Raw genomic sequence first — 22,398 nt, 5'->3', positions numbered from 1 at the left:
CCGCCGCATTGATGCTATGGTGCTGGTGGGTGCGCGGTCAGAACCGCGCGCCGAGTTCGACGCCGTACAGGCGCGGCTCGCCCGCGATGTACGTCGGGATACCGAACCCGCCGCCGGTGTTGCCGGCATCGATCAGGTAGCGCTTGTCGGTCAGGTTGCGGGCGAATGCGCCGATGCTGTAGCGGCCGCCGGCCAGTTCGATCCCCGCACGCGCGTTGACAAGCGTGTAGCCCGGCGTGCTGATCGCCGGATTGTTCGGCAGTTCGAAGAACACCTTGGTGCGATAGGTGATGCTGGGCGTAGCATAGACCACCGCGCCACCGACCGGCAGGCGCAGCATCGCGCCGCCCGATGCGGTGGCTTCGGGCTGGAGGCGGAAACGGTTGCCGGCGAACACACCGTTCGAGGCATCCTTGCCGATGCCGCCGTCGATGTACGCGAAGGTGCCGAAGACCGACAGATAGTCGGCGAGCCGCAGATCGCCTTCGAGTTCGACGCCGACATTCTTGGCGGACCCGGCGCTGCGCGTCGTCGTGACGCCGTTTTCGGTCACCGAGACTTGGAAGCCGTCATAGGTCTGGTAGAACACCGATGCCGCCGCGGTGAGCGGACCGACGCGCCCCTTGATGCCACCCTCGTAGTTCCAGACATTCTCTTCAGGCACGACCTGAAGGTTCGGCCCCACCCCGAACGCGGTGCGGGCGGCGGCGAGCTGGACGACCGGTGACCTACGACCCTTGCTGATCGTCGCGTAGAGGTTGAGGCCGTCGCCGAGCTTCAACAGCGCGTTGAAGCGCGGCAGGACCGCGGTGAAGCTCTTCTGCGCGACGAACTTGTTGCCCGCCGTATTCGCGGTCCCGAGCAGGCTGCTTTGTACGCCGAGCCCCGCCAGCAGCAGCGAGTTCGGCTGCACCGACGAATAGCCCGACTGTCGGTGCTCGATCAGGACACGCGCGCCTGCAGTCAGTTCCAGCGCCGGGATCGGAATGTAGGTCGCGTCTGCAAACACCGAATAGGTATTGTTCCGACCGAAATTCGTGAACACCGCGGAATAGGGCAGTGACGTCAGCCGACCCCCGCTGAGCACCGCAGTCGCACGTAGCGCGGGGATCGTCCCGTTCGGTGCGACGCAGGCCGGGCCCGTCGGGATGCCGGCGCCATTGAGCACCGTCCGCACCGGCGCGTAAGCACCCGATACCGAGCAGGCCAGATAGGTGCCCTCCTCGGTCGCGAACGGCACGCGCTGGAAGCCGTTCTCGAAGAACGCGTTCCACCCGAACGACGCGCGATAGGTGGGGCCGTCGAAGGCGAAGCGCGCTTCATGGCTCCACTGGTCGCCCTTCGCGTCTTCCGCGAACTCCAGATAGGCGGCGGGGCCGCCATCGGCGTCGAACACCTCGAGCGCGTCGAAGCGACGATAGCCGTTGACCGTCGTGAAGGTGACGCCGGGCGACAGATCGACCGAGACGGTCAGATTGGCATCGTAAACGTTGCGGTCGAGACCGAGCTTGCGCGCGCCGAGCACCGCCAGGCTGTTCGGCGACCCGGAAAGCTCCGCATAGCCATAATCGCCGGTCTGTCCGCCGGTCGGCGCGTGCGCACGGCTCTTGAAGGCGGTGCCGGGATTGCGCTGCCCGTCATAGGTCAGGACGAGATCGGCGGTTATCCGATCATCGGGCCGGAACCGCAGCGAGCCGCGCAGCCCGCGTTGATCCTGACCGTTCAGGTCGTCCTGATCGACACCGCCCTGGTTCTGGTTGGGAATGTTCGGATCGCCCGCGATGTTGCGGACATAACCACGGCGGTATTTGTAGGCGCCCGCGAGGCGAGCCGCCAGCACGTCGTTGCCGACGTTGACGAAGCCCGACACCTGCGTGCGGTCGAAATTGCCGTAGGACGCGTTGATTGCGGCGGACGATCCCGCGCTCGCCCGGGCCGAGATCAAGCTGATCGCGCCGACCGCGGCAGCGGTGCCGAACAAGGTCGCCTGCGGGCCCTTCACCACCTCGATGCGCTCGAGGTCGTACAGATCCTGCCACGCACCGCGCGACCGGCTGATGTCGACGCCGTTATAGTAAAGCGTTACCCGCGCGCCTTGCTGCGACGATCCGTTGTCGGAGGTGATGCCGCGGATCACGAAACCCGGGTTGTTGGCGCTCTGCTCCTGGACCTGGAGGCCGGGAACGAAGGCGGCGACCTCGTCGAGTTCGGAGACGCCGATCTCGGCGAGCCGCCTGCCGGTCAGCGCGGTGACGGTGACCGGGACGTCCTCGATCCGCTGCTCGCGCTTCTGCGCGGTGACCACGATATCGTCGGCGGCGATGTCGGGCTGCGCGGTCGATTGCGCCAGCGCGGTCGTCGAGCACGCGGCAGCGAGTGTCGCGAGCGTGAGCCGCGAGCATGAAGTAAGCATGGAACCCCCTAGATCGTTGAGGGCGGGCTAGCGGTCGTGGATTACAGGCTCGCGACGTCGTGATGACAGTCGCGCGTCGGGTCGATGTAAGAACGATGACAGCGCCGACGAGCGATGGGGTCGGGGCGACGCGCCGACGCAACGTCGGCTGGCTTGTGCGTCGAGTTCAATGATTGCGTCATTTTACGCGATTGTCGGCACGCTCATCAGGAAAGCGCTGCTGCTTCGGTCGCGGCGTGGATAATCATTCGAAATCGCGGAACACCCGCCATAAGCGCCGGACGCGCTCCCTTGCTGGCCAGGTCGGTGGGGAATTCGGCGCCTTGACCCAGGTCGCGTTGCGCAACGCCTGCGTCCGTATTTCGGACCGACCGTCGACTGTTGCGATCTGCTCCGCCATCGCGGCGGTCTCGGCCACGCGCTCCTCCAGGGACAGGTGGCGTCGTACCGGCGATTCGAGTTTCGCCGCCTCAATCGAGAAGCGCGTTGCCGCGCGTAGATCCGGCAGAGCCAGGAACTTGCGCCACATGAACAGGTCCGACCAGATGCCCACCGGCGCCGGGCTCCAGCCGACCGGCAGCCGGTCATATGCCTCACGACGGTATCCAGCGCAGGATGGGCCGAAAAAGCTGACGGGCTTCGTCATGATCGCCTTGCGCGTCTTTATCGACGCCAAATCCCCGTACAATATCGTTGGCCGGCCATCGGGCGCGATTTCGCATTGCAGCAGGTTGCCGAAATCGACGTCGGCCAGCAGCAGGCTCAATTCCGCCAGATGACGGGGAAACCAAAGATCGTCGTCCGCGATCTGTGCGACATAGCGCCCGTTCGCTTCGCCGAGGACGACGTGCCGATGCGCCTCGCCGTTGCGCTCACCCTTGGCGAACGGGCGAACCCTGATCCGCGGGTCTGCCGCCGCCAGCGCAGTCGCGACCGCCAACGTTTCCGGAGGCGCGCCGTCCAGGATGATGAACAGCTCCCAGTCGGTAACCGTCTGGTCCTGCACCGAGCGCACCGCATAGGGCAGCATTGCGGGCGGGCGCACGATCGGCAGCATAATGGTGAATAGGGGGATCGGCTTTCCTATGGTCAATGATGACGAAGATGCAGCGGCACTGGCTCACCACAATAGACGGACTGCAACGTCGATCCAGCCGATAGTGCTGACGACCGTCCCGTATCGAGCATGGGTTTAAGCTGGTCTGCCGGTCGTGGTCAGCTTACGCATCGTCCGGACAGCTGTTGCGAGCTGGCATGTCGAACGATTGGGGGATCAAGCATGCATTTCGAACGCCTCGCCATCACAGACGTCATTCTCGTCAAGCCGACGCGAAATCCGGATCGGCGGGGGTATTTTTCGGAGTCTTTCCGGCTGGACAAATTCCAGGAGGCGGTCGGCAAAGCCATTACCTTCGTTCAGGAAAACCATCTCTACTCACCCGGCCCGAACACCATCCGCGGCTTCCATTATCAGTCATCGCCCCGTCCACAGGGCAAGCTGTTGAAGGTGATGCGAGGATCGATACTCGACTTCGCGCTCGATATCCGTCGCGGCTCGCCCACCTACGGTCAATTCGCGCAGGCCTTGCTCTCGGTAGAGAACGGCCATCAACTGTGGATGCCACCCGGCTTCGCCCACGCCTATATGACGCTGGAGCCGGAAACCCATGTGCTGAACAAGCTGACCGACATCTACCATCCCGCAACCGAGGTCATCATCGCCTGGGACGATCCCGACGTAGCGGCGCCGTGGCCGGACATGGGAGCGAGGCCGATCACCTCGGACAACGACACGCGCGGCACCGCGTTGCGCGACTTCGTCTCGCCCTTCGTGATGGCAGCCTAGGGGGGGACTCACCTGGCGCCGGGCGGCGACGATCGGCGGCGAAGAGAAGGGATGTTCGCCGTGGGTGCGACGACGTCATTATTGACAGGCGGCATCGATCGTGGCTGATTGGCGGCATGGGGACGGCGATCTCCCCACGAGGCCTCGGCTGAAGCATCGCGTCCAGCTAGACACGCCAGGGACGCGCCATGCCTGCTCACAATGCCATCACCGCCGATAAGCTCGCTCGCCTCATCGCGCTGCCCGGTTCGCCGCGCATCCTCGATGTTCGCGCCGTTCCTTCCGACGCGATCCCCGGATCGCGGTTCGCTTCGGTCGAGGGGCCGAGCGCGATAGCGAGAGACGCGGGAGAGTCCGTCGTCGTCGTCGATGGCGACGGTGGTGCCGCTGCGGTCGCGCTTGCCGCGATCCTGCGCAGCGATGGCGTCGACGCCGAGATCCTGGAGGGCGGCTTCGGGGCTTGGGCAGCGGCAGGCTTGCCGACGATCTCGCCGGCTCGTTTGCCGGCACGTCACGACGATGGGCGGACCTGGTGGGTGACGCGTGCCCGGCCCAAGGTCGATCGGATCGCCTGCCCTTGGCTGATCCGCCGCTTCGTCGATCCCGACGCGCGCTTCCTGTTCGTGCCGCCTGCCGAGGTGATGGCGGTCGCGGCGCAGCAGCAGGCCGAGCCGTTCGATGTCGCGGATGATGGCGTGTTCTGGAGCCATCGCGGCGACCTGTGTACGTTCGACGTCATGGTCGAGGCGTTCGGGCTGGCGACGCATGCGCCGCTGAGCCGCCTCGCGGCGATCGTGCGCGGCGCCGATACCGACCGGCTCGATGTTGCGCCGGAAGCGGCGGGACTGCTCGCGATCTCGCTCGGCCTGTCGCGGCTTCATACCGACGACCACGCGCAGCTCGACGCGGGGATGGCGGTCTACGATGCGCTCTACCGCTGGTCTCGCGATGCGCAGGGCGAGAAGCATAATTGGACGTCGCACCAGCCGCCGCGCGCGAAGGTGTCGGCATGACGGTGGCGACGACCGGCGCGGTCGCGCCCGCCCGCCCCGAACCGGCGTCGCTCGGCCAGGCGTTCTGGGTATGGCTGCGGATCGCGATGCTGTCTTTCGGCGGGCCGGCGGGGCAGATTGCGGTGATGCACCGCATCCTCGTCGACGAGAAACGATGGATCGGCGAGCAGCGTTTCCTCCACGCGCTGAACTATTGCATGCTGCTGCCGGGGCCGGAGGCGCAGCAGCTCGCCACCTATATCGGCTGGCTGATGCACCGCACGCGGGGCGGCATCGTGGCCGGCGTGTTGTTCATCGTTCCCGGCGCGATCGCGATCATGGCGCTGAGCTGGATCTACGTGCTGTTCGGACGCGTCGGCATCGTCTCGGCCTTGTTCTTCGGATTGAAGGCGGCGGTGCTCGCCATCGTGCTGCAAGCGGTGGTGCGGATCGGAGGGCGGGCGCTGAAAAGCGCCTCCGCTCGATTGCTGGCCGCGTCGGCCTTCATCCTCATCTTCTTCCTCGGTGCGCCATTTCCGCTGATCATCCTAGGCGCCGGGCTGATCGGCTGGTGGTCCGGCCGGCGAGGTTATGCGGCGTTTCGCGGGGGCGCGCACGGGGGATCCACCGGGGGCGCCGTCGCCGATGCCGATACGCTGCTCGGCGAGGAACTGCCGGCGCATGCGCGGCCGACCTGGCGCGAGACGGTGCGCACGGCGTCGATCTGGCTCGCGCTATGGCTGCTGCCGGTCGCTTCGCTGTTGGCGGTCCTAGGCCCGGACGACGTGTTCACGCGCATCGCCACCTTCTTCTCGACCATGGCGATGGTGACCTTCGGTGGCGCCTATGCCGTCCTCGCCTATGTCGCGCAGCAGGCGGTCGAGAGCTATGGCTGGCTGTCGCCGCGCGAGATGCTGGACGGGCTCGGGATGGCGGAGACCACGCCGGGGCCGCTGATCATGGTGCTGCAGTTCGTCGGCTTCCTGGGCGCCTATCGCGACCCGGGGGGTATGTCGCCGCTGCTGGCGGGAACGCTCGGCGCGCTGCTCGCGACCTGGGTGACGTTCGTGCCGTGCTTCCTGTGGATCTTCCTCGGTGCCCCTTTTATCGAGCGGCTGCGTGGCAATGCCGCGGTCGCCAGTGCCCTGTCGGCGATCACCGCGGCGGTGGTGGGGGTCGTGCTGAACCTCGCGATCTGGTTCGCGCTGCACACGCTGTTCCGCCGCACCGCAGAATTCGCTGCCGGACCGATCCGCTTCGACGCACCGGTGCTGTCCAGCATCGATCCCTGGGCGACGTTGCTGGCCGCAGGGGCGATCGTCGCCACCTTCGCGCTGCGCGCCAACGTCATCGTTACCCTGCTCTGCGCGTCGGCTGCGGGCGTGGTGCTGCACCTGATGGGGCTGGTCGGCTGAGCGGTGGAGCACGTGACCCACGCAGCCCTGGCCGGTGGCGGGTCGCTCAGGTCAGTCCCGCAATGATCCCGCGACCTGCCGGCGGACGAGTTCGGTCGCGCTGCCGAACACCAGATGCGACGCGTAAGCGTAGAGATTGCTCGTCAGCCCCGCCTTCCAAGGCGCCTGGCCGAGGCCGACCGCAGGTACGGCGGCTTCATCGAGCAGAGTCGCCGTGGTCAGTCCGAAGGCTGTGCCGAGGCCGGCGGTTACCTTGGGCTGGAACTCGGCCGCGATGCCGTAGGCGATGCCCAGGCCGATCCCCAGCGCATAGTGAATGCTCTGACCGGCAAGCGGTTTATCGCCGGCCGCCAGTTCGTTGCCGGTCACCGTCTTCGCGACGCTGTCGGCTGCTTTCTCCGTCGCGGGCTCGGCTGGCTCGTCATCGTCGTTCGACGGCGACAAGGCGGTGACTGCGGCTTGGAAGGCATCCATCGCGAACGAGGCGGCGACGCCCGCGACTGCGCCGGCGAGCGCGCCACGAAAGAATTTGCCGGCGTTGGTTTCGTGCGGTTCGATCATCGGCGTTCCATTCCGTGGCATCGTTGTCCTCGGAGAACGAGACGCTATCGAAGAGGTTCATGCCGGTCGTCCGCGAAGCCGTGCGCCCGCGGCAATGAGGCCCGAGGACCGGGGCTAAGGGGTCGCCGCGGATTGCTTCTGAGTGAAGGTGATCGTCACCGTCAGCCCCTTCATGCTGCGGATGTCGAGCGTGCCGCCGATCTGCCGGACGAGCGAGCGGATGATGCCATAGCCGAGCGACCCTTCCCGCGCCTCCGCCATCCCTACGCCATCGTCACAGATGACTACTTCGATGACGTCGTCGGGCTGGCGACGCAGCTCGGCAAGTAGGCGTCCCGAACGGGTTCCCGGGAACGCATATTTCAAGGCATTGGTGATCAGTTCGGTGAGCACGATGCCGAGCGGCACGGCGGTGTCGGGGTCGACCAGAATGCCGGGTTCGAGGTCGGTGTCGATCCGGATCCGCCCCTCGCTGCCGGCGATCGGACGGTGGGCTTCGCAAAGGTCGCGGATATAGGTCGAAACGTCGATCAGCTGCATCGCCTCCGACTTCGACAGCAGGTCGTGGACCCGCGCCATCGCGGTCAGCCGCTCCTGCGTTTCCACGAACAGGGCCTTCACGTTGCCGTCGATCTGTCGGTGTGCCTGAAGGCTGATCAGCGAGGCCGCGATCGCCAGGCTGTTCTTCGCGCGATGATTGACCTCGGCCACCAGCATCTCGCGCTCGTCGACCAGCTTGGACAGCGCTTCGTTCGCAGCTTCGAGGTCGCGCGTTCGGGCCTTGATCCTGGCCTCGAGTTGCTCGGTCATCAGCCGAAGCTCTTCCTCGGCATCGTAACGCCGCGTGATGTCGAGATAGGACAGGAAATGGTTGGTGACGGTACCCTGCCCGTCGCTCAAAGCAGTGGCGAAGAGCATCGCGCGGAACGGACTGCCGTCCTTGCGATACTGCACGAGCTCCAGCGTCGCGTCTTCGCCGTCTCTCATCGAAGCTTCGTAACTGTCGATGGCAGCCGCGTCGGTGCCATCGCCGTTCATGAAGTGCGGGTCCTGCCCGTGCAGTTCCTCGATCGGATAGCCCGAAAGCTCCAAGAATGCTTCATTGGCGAAGACGATCGGGTTGCCGGGGAGGGTGGCATCGGTGACCATCATCGGCATGCGGGTGACCCGCACGGCCTCGACAAAGACGCCGCCCTGAAGCCTAACGCCCTCTAGGTGGCGCTCGGCGCGGTCCCGACCAGGAGTTCCAGCGAGGTCGTGTTCGAACTTATTCATCGGCAACCACGATCCTGCATCCACAGACAAGAGACTCGAGAATCGCGGGCGGCACGCGGCTGCTCTCGATAGTTTGCTACCGTCACGAACAAAGCACGTACAGTTCTAATTTATGTTCGATGGCGGTCGTGGCAATGCTGGTGAGGGTGCGCACGCAGCGTATTCGGCGCGCGCGCGTTGTATCAGTATGCGATCGGTATGCTTCCGCGACGGGCTCGAAGTGCCGGCTCTGGGTCAGGGCACCTGGAAGATGGCCGAGCGCCGCAAGCGCCGCAAGGACGAGATCGCTGCCCTGCGCACCGGCGTGGAGCTCGGCATGACGCTGATCGACACCGCAGAGATGTATGCGGACGGCGACTGCGAGCGGCTGGTGGGGGAAGCGATCACCGGCATCCGCGATCAAGTCTTCCTCGTCAGCAAGGCGTATCCGCAGAATGCCTCGTCGGCGCGACTGCCACGGGCGTGCGACGCCAGCCTGGAGCGTCTGGGGACCGACCGGCTGGACCTATATCTGCTTCACTGGCGAGGAGGCGTGCCGCTTGCCGAGACGGTCGAGGCGATGCAGCGCCTGGTCGATGCGGGCAAGATCCTGCGCTGGGGTGTCAGCAATTTCGACGCCGCGGACATGCAAGAGCTCGACGATGTTGGCGGAGACGCCTGTGCGACCGATCAGATCCTCTACAATCTGACCCGGCGGGGTCCGGAACGCGACACGCTGCCATGGCTGGCGGACCGGAACGTCCCCGTCATGGCCTATTGTCCCGTCGAGCAGGGTAGGCTCATCGAGCACCCCGACCTGATCGCGGTCGCCGCCGACCTGAACGCCACACCGGCACAGCTTGCCCTCGCCTGGCTGATGGCGCGCGACGGGGTCGTCGCCATTCCAAAGGCGGGGTCGATCGAGCATGTTCGCGAGAACCGGGCCGCAGCCGATCTCGTGATCGGCGCAGAAACGCTAGCGCGTCTCGATGCGCTGTTTCCGGCGCCGGCGCACCCGGTGCCTTTGGAGATGATCTAGGATTACGGCGGCCGAAGCTGCACCGGTCAAGCGAGCTGCCGGTTCCACCGCTCGCGCTCCGCGAACACGCGCGCGACTTCGTCCATGTTTTCGGCACCCCAGGCGCAGAGCGGCGCCAGAGCTTCCGACAGGCTGCGCCCGAGCGGGGTCAGCGCGTAGTCCACTCGCGGAGGCACCTCCTTGTAGTCCGTGCGAGAAATCAGGCCGTCGGCCTCCAGCTCTTTGAGATGCTGAATCAACATCTTGTCGCTTACGCCGCGGACTGCCCGCTTCAGTTCACCGTATCGGTTCGGGCCTTGTGCCAGGAAGTAGACGATCAACGGTTTCCACTTTCCCGCGATCACCTTGAGCGTGGCATCAAGGCCGCAGGAGAAGCCGGCAACGGGCTGAGTATCTACCATGACTTGGTACTTACCAAAAGGTGCATACTTGTCCATAGGTATGCACCACGCCAGCTAAGCGTCTCCTTGTTATTTGGAGACGTGAAGTGGACAGACTGGCAGGCCGGACGGCAGTTGTGACGGGTGGCGGCAGCGGGATCGGCCTCGCCTCCGCACGACGCTTCATCGAAGAAGGTGCGTTCGTCTACATCTTCGGGCGGCGGCAGGAGGTTCTAGACCGAGCGCTGGAAACGCTGGGCGACAATGCCCGGGCAGTGCAGGGTTCGGTGAGCGACCTTGCCGACCTCGACCGTCTGTACGAGACGGTGAAGACGGAGCGGGGCGGGCTCGACATCCTGCTTGCCAATGCCGGCACCGGCTCGTTCGCACCCCTCGGCGCGATCACACCTGAACAGTACGACCAGACCTTCGACGTCAACGTGAAGGGGCTGCTCTTCACCGTGCAGAAGGGCTTGCCGCTCATGAAGGCGGGCGGATCGATCATCCTTACCGGATCGACGACGGGGGAGATGGGGACGCCGCAGTTCAGCGTCTACAGCGCCACCAAGGCAGCGGTCCGCAACTTCGCGCGTAGCTGGGCGCAGGACCTGCGCGGCACCGGCATTCGCGTCAACGTGCTGTCGCCCGGGCCGACGCGGACCGACCTCGCGCTGGAAGTCGTCGGTGAGGCGGCCTTCGAGGAACTGGGCGCGATCACGCCGCTCGGGCGACTCGGCGAACCGGCCGAGACCGCAGGCGCAGCGGCGTTCCTAGCGTCGGACGACAGCAGCTACATGACCGGCGGCGAGATCTTCGTAGACGGTGGTCTGGCGCAGATCTGAGCCAGCGTGGTCAACCGGGGGCGCTGCGGCTTGCGAGGCCGTGGCGCCTTCGCCTTGTGTGCCGCCCCCGACAGGACCGGCTAGCTTACCGTCACGCCCTTCCAGAAGGCGATGCGATCGCGGATGTTCTCGGCTTTCGCTTTGGGATCGGGATAATACCAGGCGGCATCCGGGTTGTCGGCGCCGTCGACATGGAGGCTGTGATAGTGCGCGGTCCCCTTCCAGGGGCAGATCGTCGTCGTGCTGCTCGGACGCAGCAGCGCGGCGTCGACGCTGTTGGCAGGGAAGTAATGATTGCCCTCGACGACGACGGTGTCATCGCTGCTGGCGATCACCGCGCCGTTCCATCGTGCTTCGATCATCGTCCGTCTCCTAATGGTAAGCGCGTCGACGGTGTCGGCGTGCGAGGCCGCGGGATCAACCGAAAAGCACGAGCCGAGCAGGCGATCGACCGGGATTGCGATGATGTGGGGTAATCCAACGGCGCATGCCGCCCTTGCGCTGGCGACGGTTCTCGCTCCTTATGCCCGCTATTGCAGGAGATAGTGCCATGGACATCGTGAAGCTCCCCATCGGCCAGGAAGCACCGAAGGACAGCGATTGCATCAGCATCGAGCGGATGGACGACGGGCGTTACCGGCTGGAGGGTTCCGCGTTGATCAGTTGCGGCGACAATGACGAGGTCGAGTCGGTCGCGATGGTGGATGGCGGCACGTACGACACGGTCGACGCGGCCGAGTCCGCCGGCATGGCCTGGGCGGAACTACAATGCGTGGAGCAGTTGTACGTCAGCACGATGGGCCGTCCGTAGCCAACAAGATCATGCCGCGAGCGGGCGTTGATCGATCAATTCCCCGACGATCGCGGCCATGCCGGCTAGCTGGTCGAGCACGTGCCGGGAGACCGTGCGCACCCGGTTGTCGATGACGCATAGCGCGCCGACGACGACGCCGTCCGAGCTGACTATGGGATGCCCTGCATAGGTTCGGATGGCGGGACCGGCCGTGACCAGCGGATTTTGTGCGAAGCGGGCATCGGTCGCCGCGTTCGCGACGACGAAGGCACCGCCTTGGGCGATGGTGTAGTTGCAGATCGCCTGATCGCGTGGCGTGCTCGTCAGGCCGAAGCCGATCGACGATTTGATCCATTGCGTATCCTGGTCGATGACGGTGAGCAGGCAGATCGGGTAGGCCGTGACCTTGGCGACATGGGCGGTGATCAGATCGAACTGCCGCTCGGCCACGCTGTTCGCTAGCTTCTTGCCAAGGATCCGTTGCAGGCGCCGCTTCTCGTCCGCCGGCCGCGGGAAGTCGCCGCCGGCATTCGCCGCGATGCGTGCGACGGGCTGTGGAACATTGTCGATCTTGCCGCCCACGCTGGCGAGATAATGACGATCGGGGTTGGCGAAGCGTCCGGATAGCTCGTTTATCTTGTCGAAGAAGGCGGGGGCATCGCTGATGAGATCGGTTTTCGGAAGGCAAGCGGCGGCACCTGCCTCCACTAGCTTCGCGCTGAGCAGCGCGTTGCGCGCGGAATGATCGGACACGATGATCTTGCAGACCTGATCGAGGTCGCAGACCGCATGGAGCAACGCTGCGCCGTCGAGATAGGCCATGCATAGATCGATGATCACGATGTCGGGCATCAGCCGCTTGATCATCTCCGCGGCGGCGGACACGTCGCTGCAGTAGCCGACCACCCGGAAGTCGTCGCGCTTGCTGAGCGCGCTGTTGAGCAACGCCTCTATGGTCCAGGAATCGTCGACGATCACGACACGCCGCTCTGACCGGGAATCCTGCATGTCGTCGTCCTAGCCTGTCGTCGGATTTGCGCGGCATCTGATGCCGTTAAGCGGCGCATTAGGCGTTGGGACGGTTACGGCTTTTCTAAAAACTCACATATGTTGTATTCGCAGCGAGGTTGGTTCGATCGTCGCCGCGTTTCAGAACTGCTGCTCCGACGAAGCGGAGCCGACGGCGACGCGGTAGCGGATCGTGCCCGATCCGGGCAGCGTCTGCCGCCAGGCCTGTCCGGCGTAGAGGCGTTTCGACGGCAACGCCTTGCACGTCGCGGCTGTGCTGCCCGCGCATGCACGGCCGTCGAACAGATCGGCGTTGGTATTGCCGGTGTTGCGCAGGGTGAGAACGTCGCCGCTCCGTTCGCCGACGATCTTCGGAGCGGGTGCCGCGGGACGGTAGATGACGAGAACATCGTAGCCGACGAGCAGCTTCAGCGCCGATACCGCCGCGGTGACCGGTCCCGCAACCGGCTTGATCGTGACCCGGTAGACGCGGTCGGTTGCGCCGCGTGGTCCGATCGCGGCGATGCGGACGGTCTTGCGTTCGCCCGGCTGCAGGATCAGCCGCTGCGGACTGACCAGCAACCCGCCGACACCGGGATCGACGATCGGCGTACGCGCCTCGGCCGGTTGCCCCGGCGCGATGATCTCGGCGGGTTCCGCGACCACATAGGCGACGTCGGTGCCGTCGTTCGAGACTTCGATATTCTGCGCCACGTCGCTGGTCGGCAGGATGTCGACGACGACCTGACTCAGCACGATGCTGGCCTGCGCGGGCGCGGCCGCGGCGATCGCAGCCAACGGAACGAAGAAACCGATCATCCGCGACATGGTACGTCTCCAAGAGGAACATAGGATTGCTGCGCGGTGCCGGCGTTCACCGTGGCGGTGCAGTCGACGCCGCCGCGCGCATGTACCTTCAGCACCGCGTCCCGTGCAGCCTGAAGCTGGAAATAGCCGCGGCTGTCGGTTGCCGCGATCGCGCCGTCGGTGACGATGTCGGCATCGGCGACCGGCATTCCGTCGCGGCCGACCAGGCGCCCGAACATCGCCACCACCGGCTGCGCTCGCCAGTCGAGCCGCGCGAACGATCCCGGCAACACGTCGACGGTGCGGGTCCGGGTGTCGAACGCGAGCAGATCGCCACCGATCGCGCGGAGGCGTACCTTGTAGCGCCGGTACGGCGGCACCGCGATCACCAGGCGCCGGTTCGCCGTGACGGTGCCGCGGACCGCATCGTCGACCAGTACCTCGAACTTCGCGCCAGGCGCAGGGCTTCGCAGCGCCACCGCGATCACGCTGTCGGCCTGGTCGCGCGCGCCGATGCTGACCATTCCCTTGCTCCAGCCGATGATGGTCTGGCCGGCCAGGCCGAATTGCGTGCCCGCGGTCCGGCCACCGACCCGCTCGACGAGACTGGCGGTGAAGAAACCCGGTGCGCCACGCTCGTCCGCGGACGCCTGTAGCACCAGCCCATCCTCGCCATGCTGAACGACCGCCGCGGCATTGAGGTCGCCGCCGAGGACGTTCTCGCGCTGCACCGATGCGCCGAGCTCGACATAATCGCCGATCGAGCGATCGCCCGGCCGATTGGTGGTCTTCGCCCCGACCGACGCGCTGAACGAGGCGCGGGGATTGAGCACCTGCAGTTGCAGCCCGAACGAAGTCGCCGGGCCGCGATCGGTGCGGACATAGCTGCCGTTGAAGCTCATCTGCATGCGGTCGCGGTGAATGATCGACCATCGTACCGCCGGGCCGACCGCATAGGAAGATCGCCCGCTCGCGCCGCGGCTGTAATAGCCCGTCGCCGAAATCTGGGCGCTCGCCAGACGGTAGGACAGGTTGCCGATCAATTGCGTGTAGTCGGCGGCGGTGGTGCCGAGCCGCTGTGCTTGGCCGCTGCGTGCGAAGCGCCCAGCCGCATCGGTGTCGAGCGGGATCAAGCCGTTCTCGCGCTTGCTGCGTACCTGCCGCAGGTCGAAGGAGTAGTTGAGCCTGCCGCTTGCGGCGGAGCTGAGCTGGACCGCGGCACCGCGATCGCCGGCGGACGACCCCAGGATCGCGACGCGAGCCTGCACGGCCGAGGTGATCGCGGACACGCCGATCTCCGCAAGCGCCGTCCGATCGGTGGCCATCGCCGCCGCATCCCAGGCGAGGTGCGCGCCATAGCGACCGGCGACACCGGCGGTCGCCAACGGCACACGCGATACGACGAAGGGGGCATGGTTGCGGGTCGCGGCGATCATCCCCGCCTCGGCATGGAAGATGAAGCGCCCGACCGGCGCAAGTGATGCGCTCTTGGTGAAGAACCGCTGCTCGTGCCGGGTCGCGCCGGTCGCGTCCTGGATCCTCAGTTCGACCGCGTAGGATCCGTCGGGCAGTCCGCTGGTGTCGAGCTGCTGATTGCCGCTCTCGAAGGTCTTCGACGTCGCCAGCCGGCCCTCGACATAGAGATCGACGCGCGACCGCTGGGTGAGGAAGACGATGATCGGACTCCCCATCAGCGCGGTTCGATCTAGCCGCGTGTCGAATTGCGATCCGATGCCGACGCCCAGGATCCTGCGCCGGCCAACGAGATCCGCACCGGGGGCGTAAAAGAGCCCGGCTGCATAGCGGACGTTTGGTCGATCAAGCTGAACCCCGAGCGTCTCCACGTCCAGCGCCTGCGCCGACGACGCCGATACCTCGGCGATCAGCCGCGCGTTGCCTGCGCCCGCGACGAAGCGGTTGCGCAGATTATATGCGGTCCGCTGCCCGTCACCACCCGCGATGGCGAAGCTGACGGTGTCGACCAGCGACGGAGCGGCCGGCCCGGGTTCCAGGAAGCGGGCGGACGCGGCGCCATTTACCCGCAGCAATCGCGGATTGACGATCAGGTCGATACGGAAGCGCGCGGCATCATAGACCAGCGTGGCGACGAGGGGATGGGGTCGATCGCAGACCGGTTCGGAGGGGTTGCAGATGTAGCGCGCATTGGCGGGCTTTGGACCGGTGAGGGCCGCGATCACCGCCGGTCGATCGATTAGATCCGGAACGGCAGCGATCATGGCGGCCGGTTCGATCAGATGCACCGTGTCCGGTGTCGCTTCGATCTGGAACTGGCCGATTCGCCGATCGCCGAAGAACGCATCGACCACCGAATGGCGGGTTTCGGCAAGGGCGGCGAATTCGGCGGGCATGGCGGCGGCGACATGCTCCACGCTTGGTGGGGGGGCATGCGCGACGGTCGCGGCGGGCGCGCCCGTGGCCGGCGTGGTGCCGACGCCGAGCAACGATGCCGCCAGCCATAGCGCCGCGCCTGCGGTCCTCCTCTTCACGCTAGTTGGCCGACAGGATGATCGTGAGCGTGCCGCTGTAATTGCCCGCGGTCGCGGTACTGAGCGCCGCCGCGCGCAGGATGACGGTGAGGCTCGCACTGTTGGCCTGGAGGAGGGGGCAGCCCAGCAGCATCGTCTGCCCGGTCAACGGCACGCCCGGTGTCAGGTTGGTGCCAGATGTCTGCCCGGCAGAGCTGCTCCACTGCACCTCATAGGGCAGCCGGGCGGTGCCGTTCGCCAACGTGAACGCGCCCGCGGCGCCCGATCCCACCGCACCGACGGTGTAGCGGCCTCCGAGCACCCCGCTAAAGGCGCAGACCGACTGGCTCATCCTGAGATCGGCAGCGAAGCTGGTGACCGTCCCGAACGCGTTATCGCTCAACCCGGAAATCTGGACGAGTTGGCCTTGTGCCTGCGTCGCGGCGGCAATCGTGGTGAGACCCGCGATCAGCCGGGCGAACCGTCGGCCGCGCACGATCCCCTCCGCCTACTGCAACGGCTATTGCGGCGTGACGAGCAGCGTCAGCGAGCCGGTGTAGCTCGTCGCCGACTGCATGTTCTGCAGGTTCGGTGCGGCGATCGAGATGACCAGGCTGGACGAGGTCGTCGGGCTGGTGCTGCACGTCGGGTTTGCCGCGGTGCTGGTCAGCCCGGCGAGTGCGGTGCCGGCGGACAGCGCAGTGCCGCTGCTCTGGCCCGAACTCGCGCTCCACTGCACGCTGTACGGCACCGACAGCGCGCCGTTCGCGAGCGTGAAGGCGCCGCTGGTGCCGCTGCCCGTCGCGGTGATGCTGTAGCCCTTGGTCGCAGTGTTGCTCCACACGCAGTTGCTCTGCGCGGTGGTGGCTGCCGCGGAGGGATCGATGTTGGTGAAGGCGACGTCGGTCAGGCCGGTGATCTGCGCGCGATTGGCGACGCTGACCGAGATGCTGATGCTGCCGGTCGAGGTCGACCCCAGACTGCCCTGGGTCGCCGCGGCAGCGGGGGACATCGACGCGATCAGCGACAATGCGCACCCTGCGACAGCAGCGAGCGAACGGCGGCTATGGAAGCGTTGGCGTGCAGAGAGCGTCAAGAGACCTATCCTCATCAAATAACGCTCGAATGACGGAGCGCCATAGTCAGCGAGGCTAGGGTCGCATCCTTAAGGGAATCGCAAAAACCCGATGTTGTTTCGATTGTCTGCTTTACACCGCAAATCGAGTTTTTCGCGTCGTTAACGGACGCGCTGCTGCGTTACCCGGGCGTTGTTACCGGCGTGATCGGCCGTCCATCGTCGAACCAGGCAATGAGATTGTCGACCACCAGCTTGCCCATCGCCGCGCGGGTATGCTGCGAGGCGGAGCCGACATGCGGGAGGAGCACGACATTCTCCATCACGCGCAACGCTTCGGGGACGTGCGGCTCGTCTTCGAACACGTCGAGGCCGGCGCCCAGGATCGCGCCGGTCTGGAGCGCCGCGACGAGTGCGCCTTCGTCGACGACGCTGCCGCGGGACACGTTGATCAGCACGCCCGATGGCCCGAGCGCGGCGAGGACCTCGGCGTCGACCAGGCGTTTGGTGGCAGCCCCACCCGGAACGATCGCGATCAGCACGTCGCAGGCGGTCGCCAGCGCGACAGGGGTGGCATGATAATCATAGTCGACATCCGGCTGGCGGGAGCGGCCGTGATAGGCGATCGGTACGTCGAAGCCCGTCAGGCGCCGGGCGACGGCCTTACCGATCGCGCCGAGGCCGAGGATGCCGATCCGCCGCCCGCGCAGCGTCGGCGATAGCGGGAAGGGGCCGGTGGGCCATAGCCCATCCCGGACGTAGCGGTCCGCCTGGGGGAGACGGCGCAGCGTGGCCAGCAACAGACCCATAGCGAGGTCGGCCACCTCGTCGTCGAGCACGCCGGGCGTGTTGGTGACCACGATCCCGCGAACCGCGGCCTCCGCCGCATCGATCTTGTCGTAGCCGACGCCGAAATTGGCGACGATCTCGAGCGCCGGCAGACGATCGAACAAGGCGCCGTCGATCGCCCCGGCGAGGGTGCTTGCGGCGAGGCCGCGGATGATCGGGCCATGGCTTTCGAGATACGCGTCGGAGTCGGGCTGCTCCCACAGCCGGTGCAGCACGAAGCGGTCGTCGAGCGCGGCGATCACAGCGGGCGCCATCGGGGCCGGCATGAGGATGTCGGGCGTCTTCGTCATCATCCATCCTCGGTCGTCGTTTGCGTGTCAGCGGAGGGCGTGGACGATCCCGCGTTCCAGCCCGCGCAACTCGGCGAGCCCGCGCATCCGCCCCAGCAGCGAATAGCCCGGGTTGGCCCGCCTGGTCAGGTCGTCCATCATCTGGTGCCCGTGATCGGGGCGCATCGGGATCGACCGGCCGCTGGCGCGTTGCAGCGTCACCAGCGCGGCGACGACTTCGGGCATGCGTGCGTCGCCTTCGAGATGCGCGGCCTCGTGGAACGAACCGCCGGGCTCGTGCTGGACCGAACGGAGATGGACGAAGCCGATGCGGTCGCCGTGCCGGGCAACGATGCCGGGCAAGTCGTTGTCGCGGCGCGCCCCGAACGATCCGGTGCAGAAGCACAGGCCGTTCGAGGCGTTCGGCACGCGCGCGAACAACGCCGCCACGTCGGCCTCCGTGCTGACGACGCGCGGCAGGCCGAAGATCGGGAAGGGCGGGTCGTCGGGATGGACCACCAGCCGGATGCCGAGTTCGTCGGCGAGCGGGCAGACCGCCTCGAGAAAATACGCGTGGTGATCGCGCAGCCGATCGGCATCGACCGCGCCATAGCCCTCGATCGCGCGCAGCAGCGCGGCCGAGGTGAAGCTCTCCTCGCTGCCCGGCAGCCCGGCGATGATCGTGCGTTCCAGCCGAAGCCGGGCATCGTCGTCCATTGCGGCGAAGCGCTGTGCCGCCGCCTCGCGGACGCTGTCGGCATAGTCGGTCTCGGCGCCGCCGCGGCGCAGGATGTGGATGTCGTAGGCGGCGAGCGCGACCGGTTCGAACCGCAACGCCAGCGCGCCGTCGGGCAGTGCCCATGCCAAGTCGGTGCGCGTCCAATCCAGCAGCGGCATGAAGTTGTAGGTGATCACGCTGACCCCGCCCGCTGCGAGGTTGCGCAGGCTGGTGCGATAATGATCGAGCAGGCGGTCGCGATCGGGCGCGCCGAGCTTGATCGCCTCGTGCACCGGCAGGCTTTCGACGACCGTCCAGCCGAGGCCGGCGCGTTCGATCTCCGCACGACGGGCGGTAATCGCGTCAGCGGTCCAGATCTCGCCATTGGGGACTTCGTGCAGCGCGGTGACGACCTCGGTCGCGCCCGCCTGGCGGATGCCACTCAGCGTCACGGGGTCCGCCGCCCCGAACCAGCGCATCGTCTGCGTCATCATCATGCGCGGCGACCCTCCTCGAAGCCGTCGAGGAAGGCAGCGACGTTGTGTCCCAGGTCCGCCGTGGCGTAGCCGCCTTCCATGACGATCACGCTCGGCAGGGCGAGCGCGGCCACGCGCTGTCCCAGCCGTACGAAGTCGGACCGTTGCAACCGGAAGTGCGAGATCGGGTCGTTCACGAAGGTGTCGGCGCCGAACGACACGACGAGGAAGCGCGTGTCGAATGCCTTCACCGCCGCCAGTGCTTGGTCGAGCGCGGGTTCGTAGGCCGCCCAATCGGTGCCGCGCGGCAGCGGCAGGTTCAGCGTGGTGCCCGCGCCCGCACCGCTGCCGTGCTCGTCGGCATGTCCCCAGTAGAAGGGGTAGTCGGTCGCCGGATCGGCGTGGATTGACACGAACAACATGTCCGGATCGGTGACGAAGATGTCCTGCGTGCCGTTGCCGTGATGATAGTCGATGTCGAGGATGGCCACGGGGCCGAGCCCACGACCGCGCGCCTCCGCCGCTGCGATCGCCGCGTTGTTGAGGAAGCAATAGCCGCCCAGATAGTCCGCGCCGGCATGATGGCCGCACGGCCGGCACAGTGCGAAGGCCAGGCCGTCGGACCCGCGCGCGACCTCGTCGAGCGCGGTAAGGGCGGTCTGCGCCGACCAATAGGCCGAGGTCCAGCTATGCTCGGCGATCGGTGTCGACGCGTCGTAGCTGTAGCGTCCGAGCCGCGCGTCGATCCGCGTCAGATCGACATCGCGCCGCCCGACCACCGGCCAGGCATAGCCGATCGCATCGCCCTCTCGACCCGCCGCGAGCCAGTCGCGGTGCGCCGCCTCGAGGAATCGCAGATAGCCCGCGTCGTGCACCGCCGCGATTGGCGCCAGGCCCAAGTCGCGCGCGGGCAGCGCAGGGCCTATCGCGGCCAGGATCGTCTCGGCCCGATCGGGGGTCTCGGCATAGGCGGTCCACCCGCCATTGTGCAGCTCGCGAACCGGTGCGTGCAGCAGTTGGCGATGGTCGAATATCGTGATCACGCGAAGGTCGACTTCATGCTTGTTCCTGCGGACCGGACGAGGGGAAATGCCGTCGCGACGCTAGCCGACCGGCACGGACCCTGACAATCCCGGCGCGCCGAACCGAACGATCTGCGCGAATGGCGTAAAGACAGATGCCGGCTTTCGTGCCAGATCGCGGTCATGCCGGGCCGCGACGGCCTGACCGTTCTTCATCGTTTCGGAGTATCGATGCGCCATTATGATGTCGTGATCGTCGGTGCCGGCCATGCCGGCGCGGCCTGCGCGATTGCGCTCCGCCAACAGGGCTTTGCGGGATCGGTCGTGATGATCGGCGACGAGCCAGATCCACCTTACGAACGTCCGCCCTTGTCGAAAGAGTATCTGTCAGGCGGCAAGACCTTCGAACGCCTGCTGATCCGTCCGGCGGGCTTCTGGGCGGAGCGGGATATCGAGCTCCACCTCGGCACCCGCGCGACCGCGGTCGATGCTGAGGGGCATATGCTCAGCACCGCCGCGGGCGAGACCTTCGGCTATGGCACCCTCGTCTGGGCGGCGGGGGGGCAGGCGCGCCGGCTGACCTGCGGCGGTGCCGATCTGCAAGGCGTGCATACCGTGCGCACTCGCGTCGACGTCGATCGACTTGCGAGCGAACTGCCTGCGATCCGCACCGTGGTCGTGGTCGGTGGCGGCTATATCGGGCTGGAGGCGGCGGCGGTGCTGTCGAAGCTGGGCAAGCGCCTGATCGTGCTGGAAGCGCTCGACCGGGTCCTGTCCCGCGTCGCCGGCGAGCCCTTGTCGCGGTTCTTCGAGAACGAACATCGTGCGCACGGCGTCGACATCCGCCTGTCGACCGCGGTCGACTGCATCGTCGGCAGCGATGGCAAGGTCGCGTCGGTGCTCCTCGCGACCGGCGAGACGATCGACGCCGACGCGGTGATCGTTGGCATCGGGATCGTCCCCGACGTCGAACCGCTATTTGCGGCCGGCGCGACGGGCACCAACGGTGTCGACATCGACGGCTACGGCCACACCAGCCTGCCCGATATCTATGCGATCGGCGATTGTGCCGCCCACCACAACGCGTTTTCCCCCGGGTCTTCCGTGCGGCTCGAATCGGTGCAGAACGCCAACGATCAAGCCGCGCTGGTCGCCGGCGTGATCACGGGGCGTGAACCGTCCCCGTACGGGTCGACACCGTGGTTCTGGTCCAACCAGTACGACCTGAAGCTACAGACCGTCGGCCTGTCGACCGGCTTCGACTCCTGCGTCCTCCGCGGCGATCCCGCGGACTGCGCCTTTTCGGTCGTCTATGGCCGGCGCGGCATCGTCGTTGCGCTCGACTGCGTCAACATGGTCAGGGATTATGTCCAGGGGCGCAAACTCGTCGAGGCACGAGCGCGATACGAGCCGCAAGCTCTCGCCGACACGGGCGTGCCGTTGAAGGACTATCTCGCGCAATTGCAAGCGACCATGTGACGGCGGTCGAGAGCGAGCATCCGGGTGCCGAAACACCCGTCGTGAATCATCGTTAAGCAAGTTAAGATCAAGCAAAGACTGCGTTTTCCGTGGAAACTCGCGCCGACGAGCTCGTTCGGGTCGAGCGGGGTAACGGAGAGCCAATATGATGAGATCAGCAAAGTTCGCGTTGATTGCCGCTGCCTTCGGCTTCGCTGCCGCAGCGCCGGCGCAGACCGGCGGCACCGCCGGCGGGACGGGTTCGTCGTCCGGCCAGACCGGGTCGGGCCAGAGCGGATCTGGTGGCATGGGAACGGGCCAGACCGGAACGGGCGGGAGCTCAACGGGTGGTACGTCCGCCAGCTCTGGCGGCTACAACAGCGGCACGAGCGCATCGAGCCAGCGCTCGACCCGCGGCAAGCAAGCGAAACGCGGTTCCAGCAGCCGGTCGCGCGGCAGCACCGGATCGGGCACGAGCAGCGGGAGCAGCGGCATGGGCAGCACCGGCGGTTCGGGCAGCACCGGCACGTCGACCACGCCACAATAATCGGGACGCTGCCGGAGAGCGTCGCCACGCGACCCTTTCTCACGCTTTGCAGGCGTGGGGGAGGGTCGGCCGACCGGTGCCCCCCCGCAGCCGCGCCCGCGGCGGCTCGCGAAAAGGATCATCATGCTGGATCATCGCCTACAACCCG

22 protein-coding genes are annotated in these 22,398 nt (G+C 66.5%); 7 read left to right on the top strand and 15 right to left on the bottom strand.

Features of this window, described 5'->3' with window-relative positions:
* Positions 1–37: 37 nt before the first annotated feature.
* Positions 38–2,413: a TonB-dependent receptor gene (locus ACFE77_RS01240; RefSeq protein WP_375419797.1), complete on the bottom strand. Its 2,376-nt coding sequence runs from the start codon at positions 2,411–2,413 to the stop codon at positions 38–40.
* 244 nt (positions 2,414–2,657) lie between these two features.
* On the bottom strand, positions 2,658–3,470 hold the full coding sequence (locus ACFE77_RS01235) for a glycosyltransferase (protein WP_375419796.1): 813 nt from the start codon (positions 3,468–3,470) through the stop codon (positions 2,658–2,660).
* Positions 3,471–3,692: 222 nt separating this feature from the next.
* Here ACFE77_RS01235 and rfbC point away from each other — a divergent pair, with 222 nt between their 5' ends.
* From rfbC to chrA, 3 genes are all read left to right on the top strand, one after another.
* Positions 3,693–4,259, top strand: coding sequence for a dTDP-4-dehydrorhamnose 3,5-epimerase (rfbC, locus tag ACFE77_RS01230; protein ID WP_375419795.1), 567 nt, complete (start codon positions 3,693–3,695; stop codon positions 4,257–4,259).
* A gap of 188 nt (positions 4,260–4,447) precedes the next feature.
* Positions 4,448–5,272 (top strand): chromate resistance protein ChrB domain-containing protein, encoded by an 825-nt coding sequence (locus tag ACFE77_RS01225; protein ID WP_375419794.1) that lies wholly within the window; start codon positions 4,448–4,450, stop codon positions 5,270–5,272.
* Positions 5,269–6,666 carry a chromate efflux transporter gene (gene chrA, locus ACFE77_RS01220; protein ID WP_375419863.1) on the top strand — a complete coding sequence of 466 codons (1,398 nt, stop codon included), beginning with the start codon at positions 5,269–5,271 and terminating at the stop codon, positions 6,664–6,666. The genes ACFE77_RS01225 and chrA overlap by 4 nt, the downstream gene beginning before the upstream one ends.
* Before the next feature lie 51 nt (positions 6,667–6,717).
* Here chrA and ACFE77_RS01215 read toward each other — a convergent pair whose 3' ends face one another.
* Together ACFE77_RS01215 and ACFE77_RS01210 are read right to left on the bottom strand one after the other, a co-directional pair.
* Positions 6,718–7,227, bottom strand: coding sequence for a DUF1440 domain-containing protein (locus tag ACFE77_RS01215; RefSeq protein WP_375419793.1), 510 nt, complete (start codon positions 7,225–7,227; stop codon positions 6,718–6,720).
* A 114-nt stretch (positions 7,228–7,341) separates the two neighbouring features.
* The gene (locus tag ACFE77_RS01210) at positions 7,342–8,502 is read right to left on the bottom strand and encodes a histidine kinase dimerization/phosphoacceptor domain -containing protein (protein ID WP_375419792.1); all 1,161 of its coding nucleotides are present in this window, start codon (positions 8,500–8,502) and stop codon (positions 7,342–7,344) included.
* Between the two features lie 187 nt (positions 8,503–8,689).
* Here ACFE77_RS01210 and ACFE77_RS01205 point away from each other — a divergent pair, with 187 nt between their 5' ends.
* Positions 8,690–9,520 carry an aldo/keto reductase gene (locus ACFE77_RS01205; protein ID WP_375419791.1) on the top strand — a complete coding sequence of 277 codons (831 nt, stop codon included), beginning with the start codon at positions 8,690–8,692 and terminating at the stop codon, positions 9,518–9,520.
* A 26-nt stretch (positions 9,521–9,546) separates the two neighbouring features.
* Here the strand turns inward: ACFE77_RS01205 and ACFE77_RS01200 are convergent, their stop codons facing one another.
* Positions 9,547–9,957 carry a winged helix-turn-helix transcriptional regulator gene (locus ACFE77_RS01200; RefSeq protein ID WP_375419790.1) on the bottom strand — a complete coding sequence of 137 codons (411 nt, stop codon included), beginning with the start codon at positions 9,955–9,957 and terminating at the stop codon, positions 9,547–9,549.
* Between the two features lie 50 nt (positions 9,958–10,007).
* Between ACFE77_RS01200 and ACFE77_RS01195 the strand changes: the two genes are divergently transcribed.
* On the top strand, positions 10,008–10,742 hold the full coding sequence (locus ACFE77_RS01195; RefSeq protein WP_375419789.1) for an SDR family NAD(P)-dependent oxidoreductase: 735 nt from the start codon (positions 10,008–10,010) through the stop codon (positions 10,740–10,742).
* A gap of 80 nt (positions 10,743–10,822) precedes the next feature.
* On the opposite strand, the gene ACFE77_RS01190 is transcribed toward ACFE77_RS01195, so the two are convergent.
* Positions 10,823–11,104, bottom strand: coding sequence for a DUF427 domain-containing protein (locus tag ACFE77_RS01190; RefSeq protein WP_375419788.1), 282 nt, complete (start codon positions 11,102–11,104; stop codon positions 10,823–10,825).
* 188 nt (positions 11,105–11,292) lie between these two features.
* Here ACFE77_RS01190 and ACFE77_RS01185 point away from each other — a divergent pair, with 188 nt between their 5' ends.
* Positions 11,293–11,553 carry a hypothetical protein gene (locus ACFE77_RS01185; protein ID WP_375419787.1) on the top strand — a complete coding sequence of 87 codons (261 nt, stop codon included), beginning with the start codon at positions 11,293–11,295 and terminating at the stop codon, positions 11,551–11,553.
* Positions 11,554–11,562: 9 nt separating this feature from the next.
* Here ACFE77_RS01185 and ACFE77_RS01180 read toward each other — a convergent pair whose 3' ends face one another.
* From ACFE77_RS01180 to ACFE77_RS01145, 8 genes are all read right to left on the bottom strand, one after another.
* Positions 11,563–12,543: a response regulator gene (locus ACFE77_RS01180; RefSeq protein ID WP_375419786.1), complete on the bottom strand. Its 981-nt coding sequence runs from the start codon at positions 12,541–12,543 to the stop codon at positions 11,563–11,565.
* A gap of 141 nt (positions 12,544–12,684) precedes the next feature.
* The gene (locus tag ACFE77_RS01175; protein WP_375419785.1) at positions 12,685–13,371 is read right to left on the bottom strand and encodes a molecular chaperone; all 687 of its coding nucleotides are present in this window, start codon (positions 13,369–13,371) and stop codon (positions 12,685–12,687) included.
* A complete protein-coding gene (locus ACFE77_RS01170; RefSeq protein WP_375419784.1) occupies positions 13,359–15,857 on the bottom strand; it encodes a TcfC E-set like domain-containing protein in 2,499 nt (832 codons plus the stop codon). Before ACFE77_RS01170 ends, ACFE77_RS01175 begins: the two co-directional genes overlap by 13 nt.
* 1 nt (position 15,858) lies before the next feature.
* A complete protein-coding gene (locus ACFE77_RS01165; protein ID WP_375419783.1) occupies positions 15,859–16,332 on the bottom strand; it encodes a hypothetical protein in 474 nt (157 codons plus the stop codon).
* 24 nt (positions 16,333–16,356) lie between these two features.
* Complete coding sequence (locus tag ACFE77_RS01160; protein WP_375419782.1) at positions 16,357–16,932, bottom strand: hypothetical protein; 576 nt, start codon at positions 16,930–16,932, stop codon at positions 16,357–16,359.
* Positions 16,933–17,093: 161 nt separating this feature from the next.
* A complete protein-coding gene (locus ACFE77_RS01155; protein ID WP_375419781.1) occupies positions 17,094–18,050 on the bottom strand; it encodes a 2-hydroxyacid dehydrogenase in 957 nt (318 codons plus the stop codon).
* A 27-nt stretch (positions 18,051–18,077) separates the two neighbouring features.
* Positions 18,078–19,244 carry a mannonate dehydratase gene (gene uxuA, locus ACFE77_RS01150; protein WP_375419780.1) on the bottom strand — a complete coding sequence of 389 codons (1,167 nt, stop codon included), beginning with the start codon at positions 19,242–19,244 and terminating at the stop codon, positions 18,078–18,080.
* Positions 19,241–20,266, bottom strand: coding sequence for a histone deacetylase family protein (locus ACFE77_RS01145; RefSeq protein ID WP_375419779.1), 1,026 nt, complete (start codon positions 20,264–20,266; stop codon positions 19,241–19,243). Before ACFE77_RS01145 ends, uxuA begins: the two co-directional genes overlap by 4 nt.
* Before the next feature lie 210 nt (positions 20,267–20,476).
* On the opposite strand from ACFE77_RS01145, the gene ACFE77_RS01140 reads away from it, so the two are divergent.
* Positions 20,477–21,724, top strand: a complete 1,248-nt coding sequence (locus tag ACFE77_RS01140; RefSeq protein WP_375419778.1) for an NAD(P)/FAD-dependent oxidoreductase — start codon at positions 20,477–20,479, stop codon at positions 21,722–21,724.
* 351 nt (positions 21,725–22,075) lie between these two features.
* Here the strand turns inward: ACFE77_RS01140 and ACFE77_RS01135 are convergent, their stop codons facing one another.
* Positions 22,076–22,375, bottom strand: coding sequence for a hypothetical protein (locus ACFE77_RS01135; RefSeq protein WP_375419777.1), 300 nt, complete (start codon positions 22,373–22,375; stop codon positions 22,076–22,078).
* Positions 22,376–22,398 lie beyond the last annotated feature (23 nt).

Source organism: uncultured Sphingomonas sp., assembly GCF_964243315.1.
GTDB lineage: Bacteria > Pseudomonadota > Alphaproteobacteria > Sphingomonadales > Sphingomonadaceae > Sphingomonas.
The sequence above is the reverse complement of the archived record's forward strand: the minus strand, read 5'-3'. Positions and strand labels throughout refer to the sequence as shown.

What these genes read in the sequence shown, in the direction of transcription:
- ACFE77_RS01240 (WP_375419797.1), bottom strand. Translation starts at nt 2,413, where the DNA reads ATGCTTACTTCATGCTCGCGGCTCACGCTCGCGACACTCGCTGCCGCG.
- ACFE77_RS01235 (WP_375419796.1), bottom strand. Translation starts at nt 3,470, where the DNA reads ATGCTGCCGATCGTGCGCCCGCCCGCAATGCTGCCCTATGCGGTGCGC.
- rfbC (WP_375419795.1), top strand. Translation starts at nt 3,693, where the DNA reads ATGCATTTCGAACGCCTCGCCATCACAGACGTCATTCTCGTCAAGCCG.
- ACFE77_RS01225 (WP_375419794.1), top strand. Translation starts at nt 4,448, where the DNA reads ATGCCTGCTCACAATGCCATCACCGCCGATAAGCTCGCTCGCCTCATC.
- chrA (WP_375419863.1), top strand. Translation starts at nt 5,269, where the DNA reads ATGACGGTGGCGACGACCGGCGCGGTCGCGCCCGCCCGCCCCGAACCG.
- ACFE77_RS01215 (WP_375419793.1), bottom strand. Translation starts at nt 7,227, where the DNA reads ATGATCGAACCGCACGAAACCAACGCCGGCAAATTCTTTCGTGGCGCG.
- ACFE77_RS01210 (WP_375419792.1), bottom strand. Translation starts at nt 8,502, where the DNA reads ATGAATAAGTTCGAACACGACCTCGCTGGAACTCCTGGTCGGGACCGC.
- ACFE77_RS01205 (WP_375419791.1), top strand. Translation starts at nt 8,690, where the DNA reads ATGCGATCGGTATGCTTCCGCGACGGGCTCGAAGTGCCGGCTCTGGGT.
- ACFE77_RS01200 (WP_375419790.1), bottom strand. Translation starts at nt 9,957, where the DNA reads ATGGACAAGTATGCACCTTTTGGTAAGTACCAAGTCATGGTAGATACT.
- ACFE77_RS01190 (WP_375419788.1), bottom strand. Translation starts at nt 11,104, where the DNA reads ATGATCGAAGCACGATGGAACGGCGCGGTGATCGCCAGCAGCGATGAC.
- ACFE77_RS01185 (WP_375419787.1), top strand. Translation starts at nt 11,293, where the DNA reads ATGGACATCGTGAAGCTCCCCATCGGCCAGGAAGCACCGAAGGACAGC.
- ACFE77_RS01180 (WP_375419786.1), bottom strand. Translation starts at nt 12,543, where the DNA reads ATGCAGGATTCCCGGTCAGAGCGGCGTGTCGTGATCGTCGACGATTCC.
- ACFE77_RS01175 (WP_375419785.1), bottom strand. Translation starts at nt 13,371, where the DNA reads ATGTCGCGGATGATCGGTTTCTTCGTTCCGTTGGCTGCGATCGCCGCG.
- ACFE77_RS01155 (WP_375419781.1), bottom strand. Translation starts at nt 18,050, where the DNA reads ATGACGAAGACGCCCGACATCCTCATGCCGGCCCCGATGGCGCCCGCT.
- uxuA (WP_375419780.1), bottom strand. Translation starts at nt 19,244, where the DNA reads ATGATGATGACGCAGACGATGCGCTGGTTCGGGGCGGCGGACCCCGTG.
- ACFE77_RS01140 (WP_375419778.1), top strand. Translation starts at nt 20,477, where the DNA reads ATGCGCCATTATGATGTCGTGATCGTCGGTGCCGGCCATGCCGGCGCG.
- ACFE77_RS01135 (WP_375419777.1), bottom strand. Translation starts at nt 22,375, where the DNA reads ATGATGATCCTTTTCGCGAGCCGCCGCGGGCGCGGCTGCGGGGGGGCA.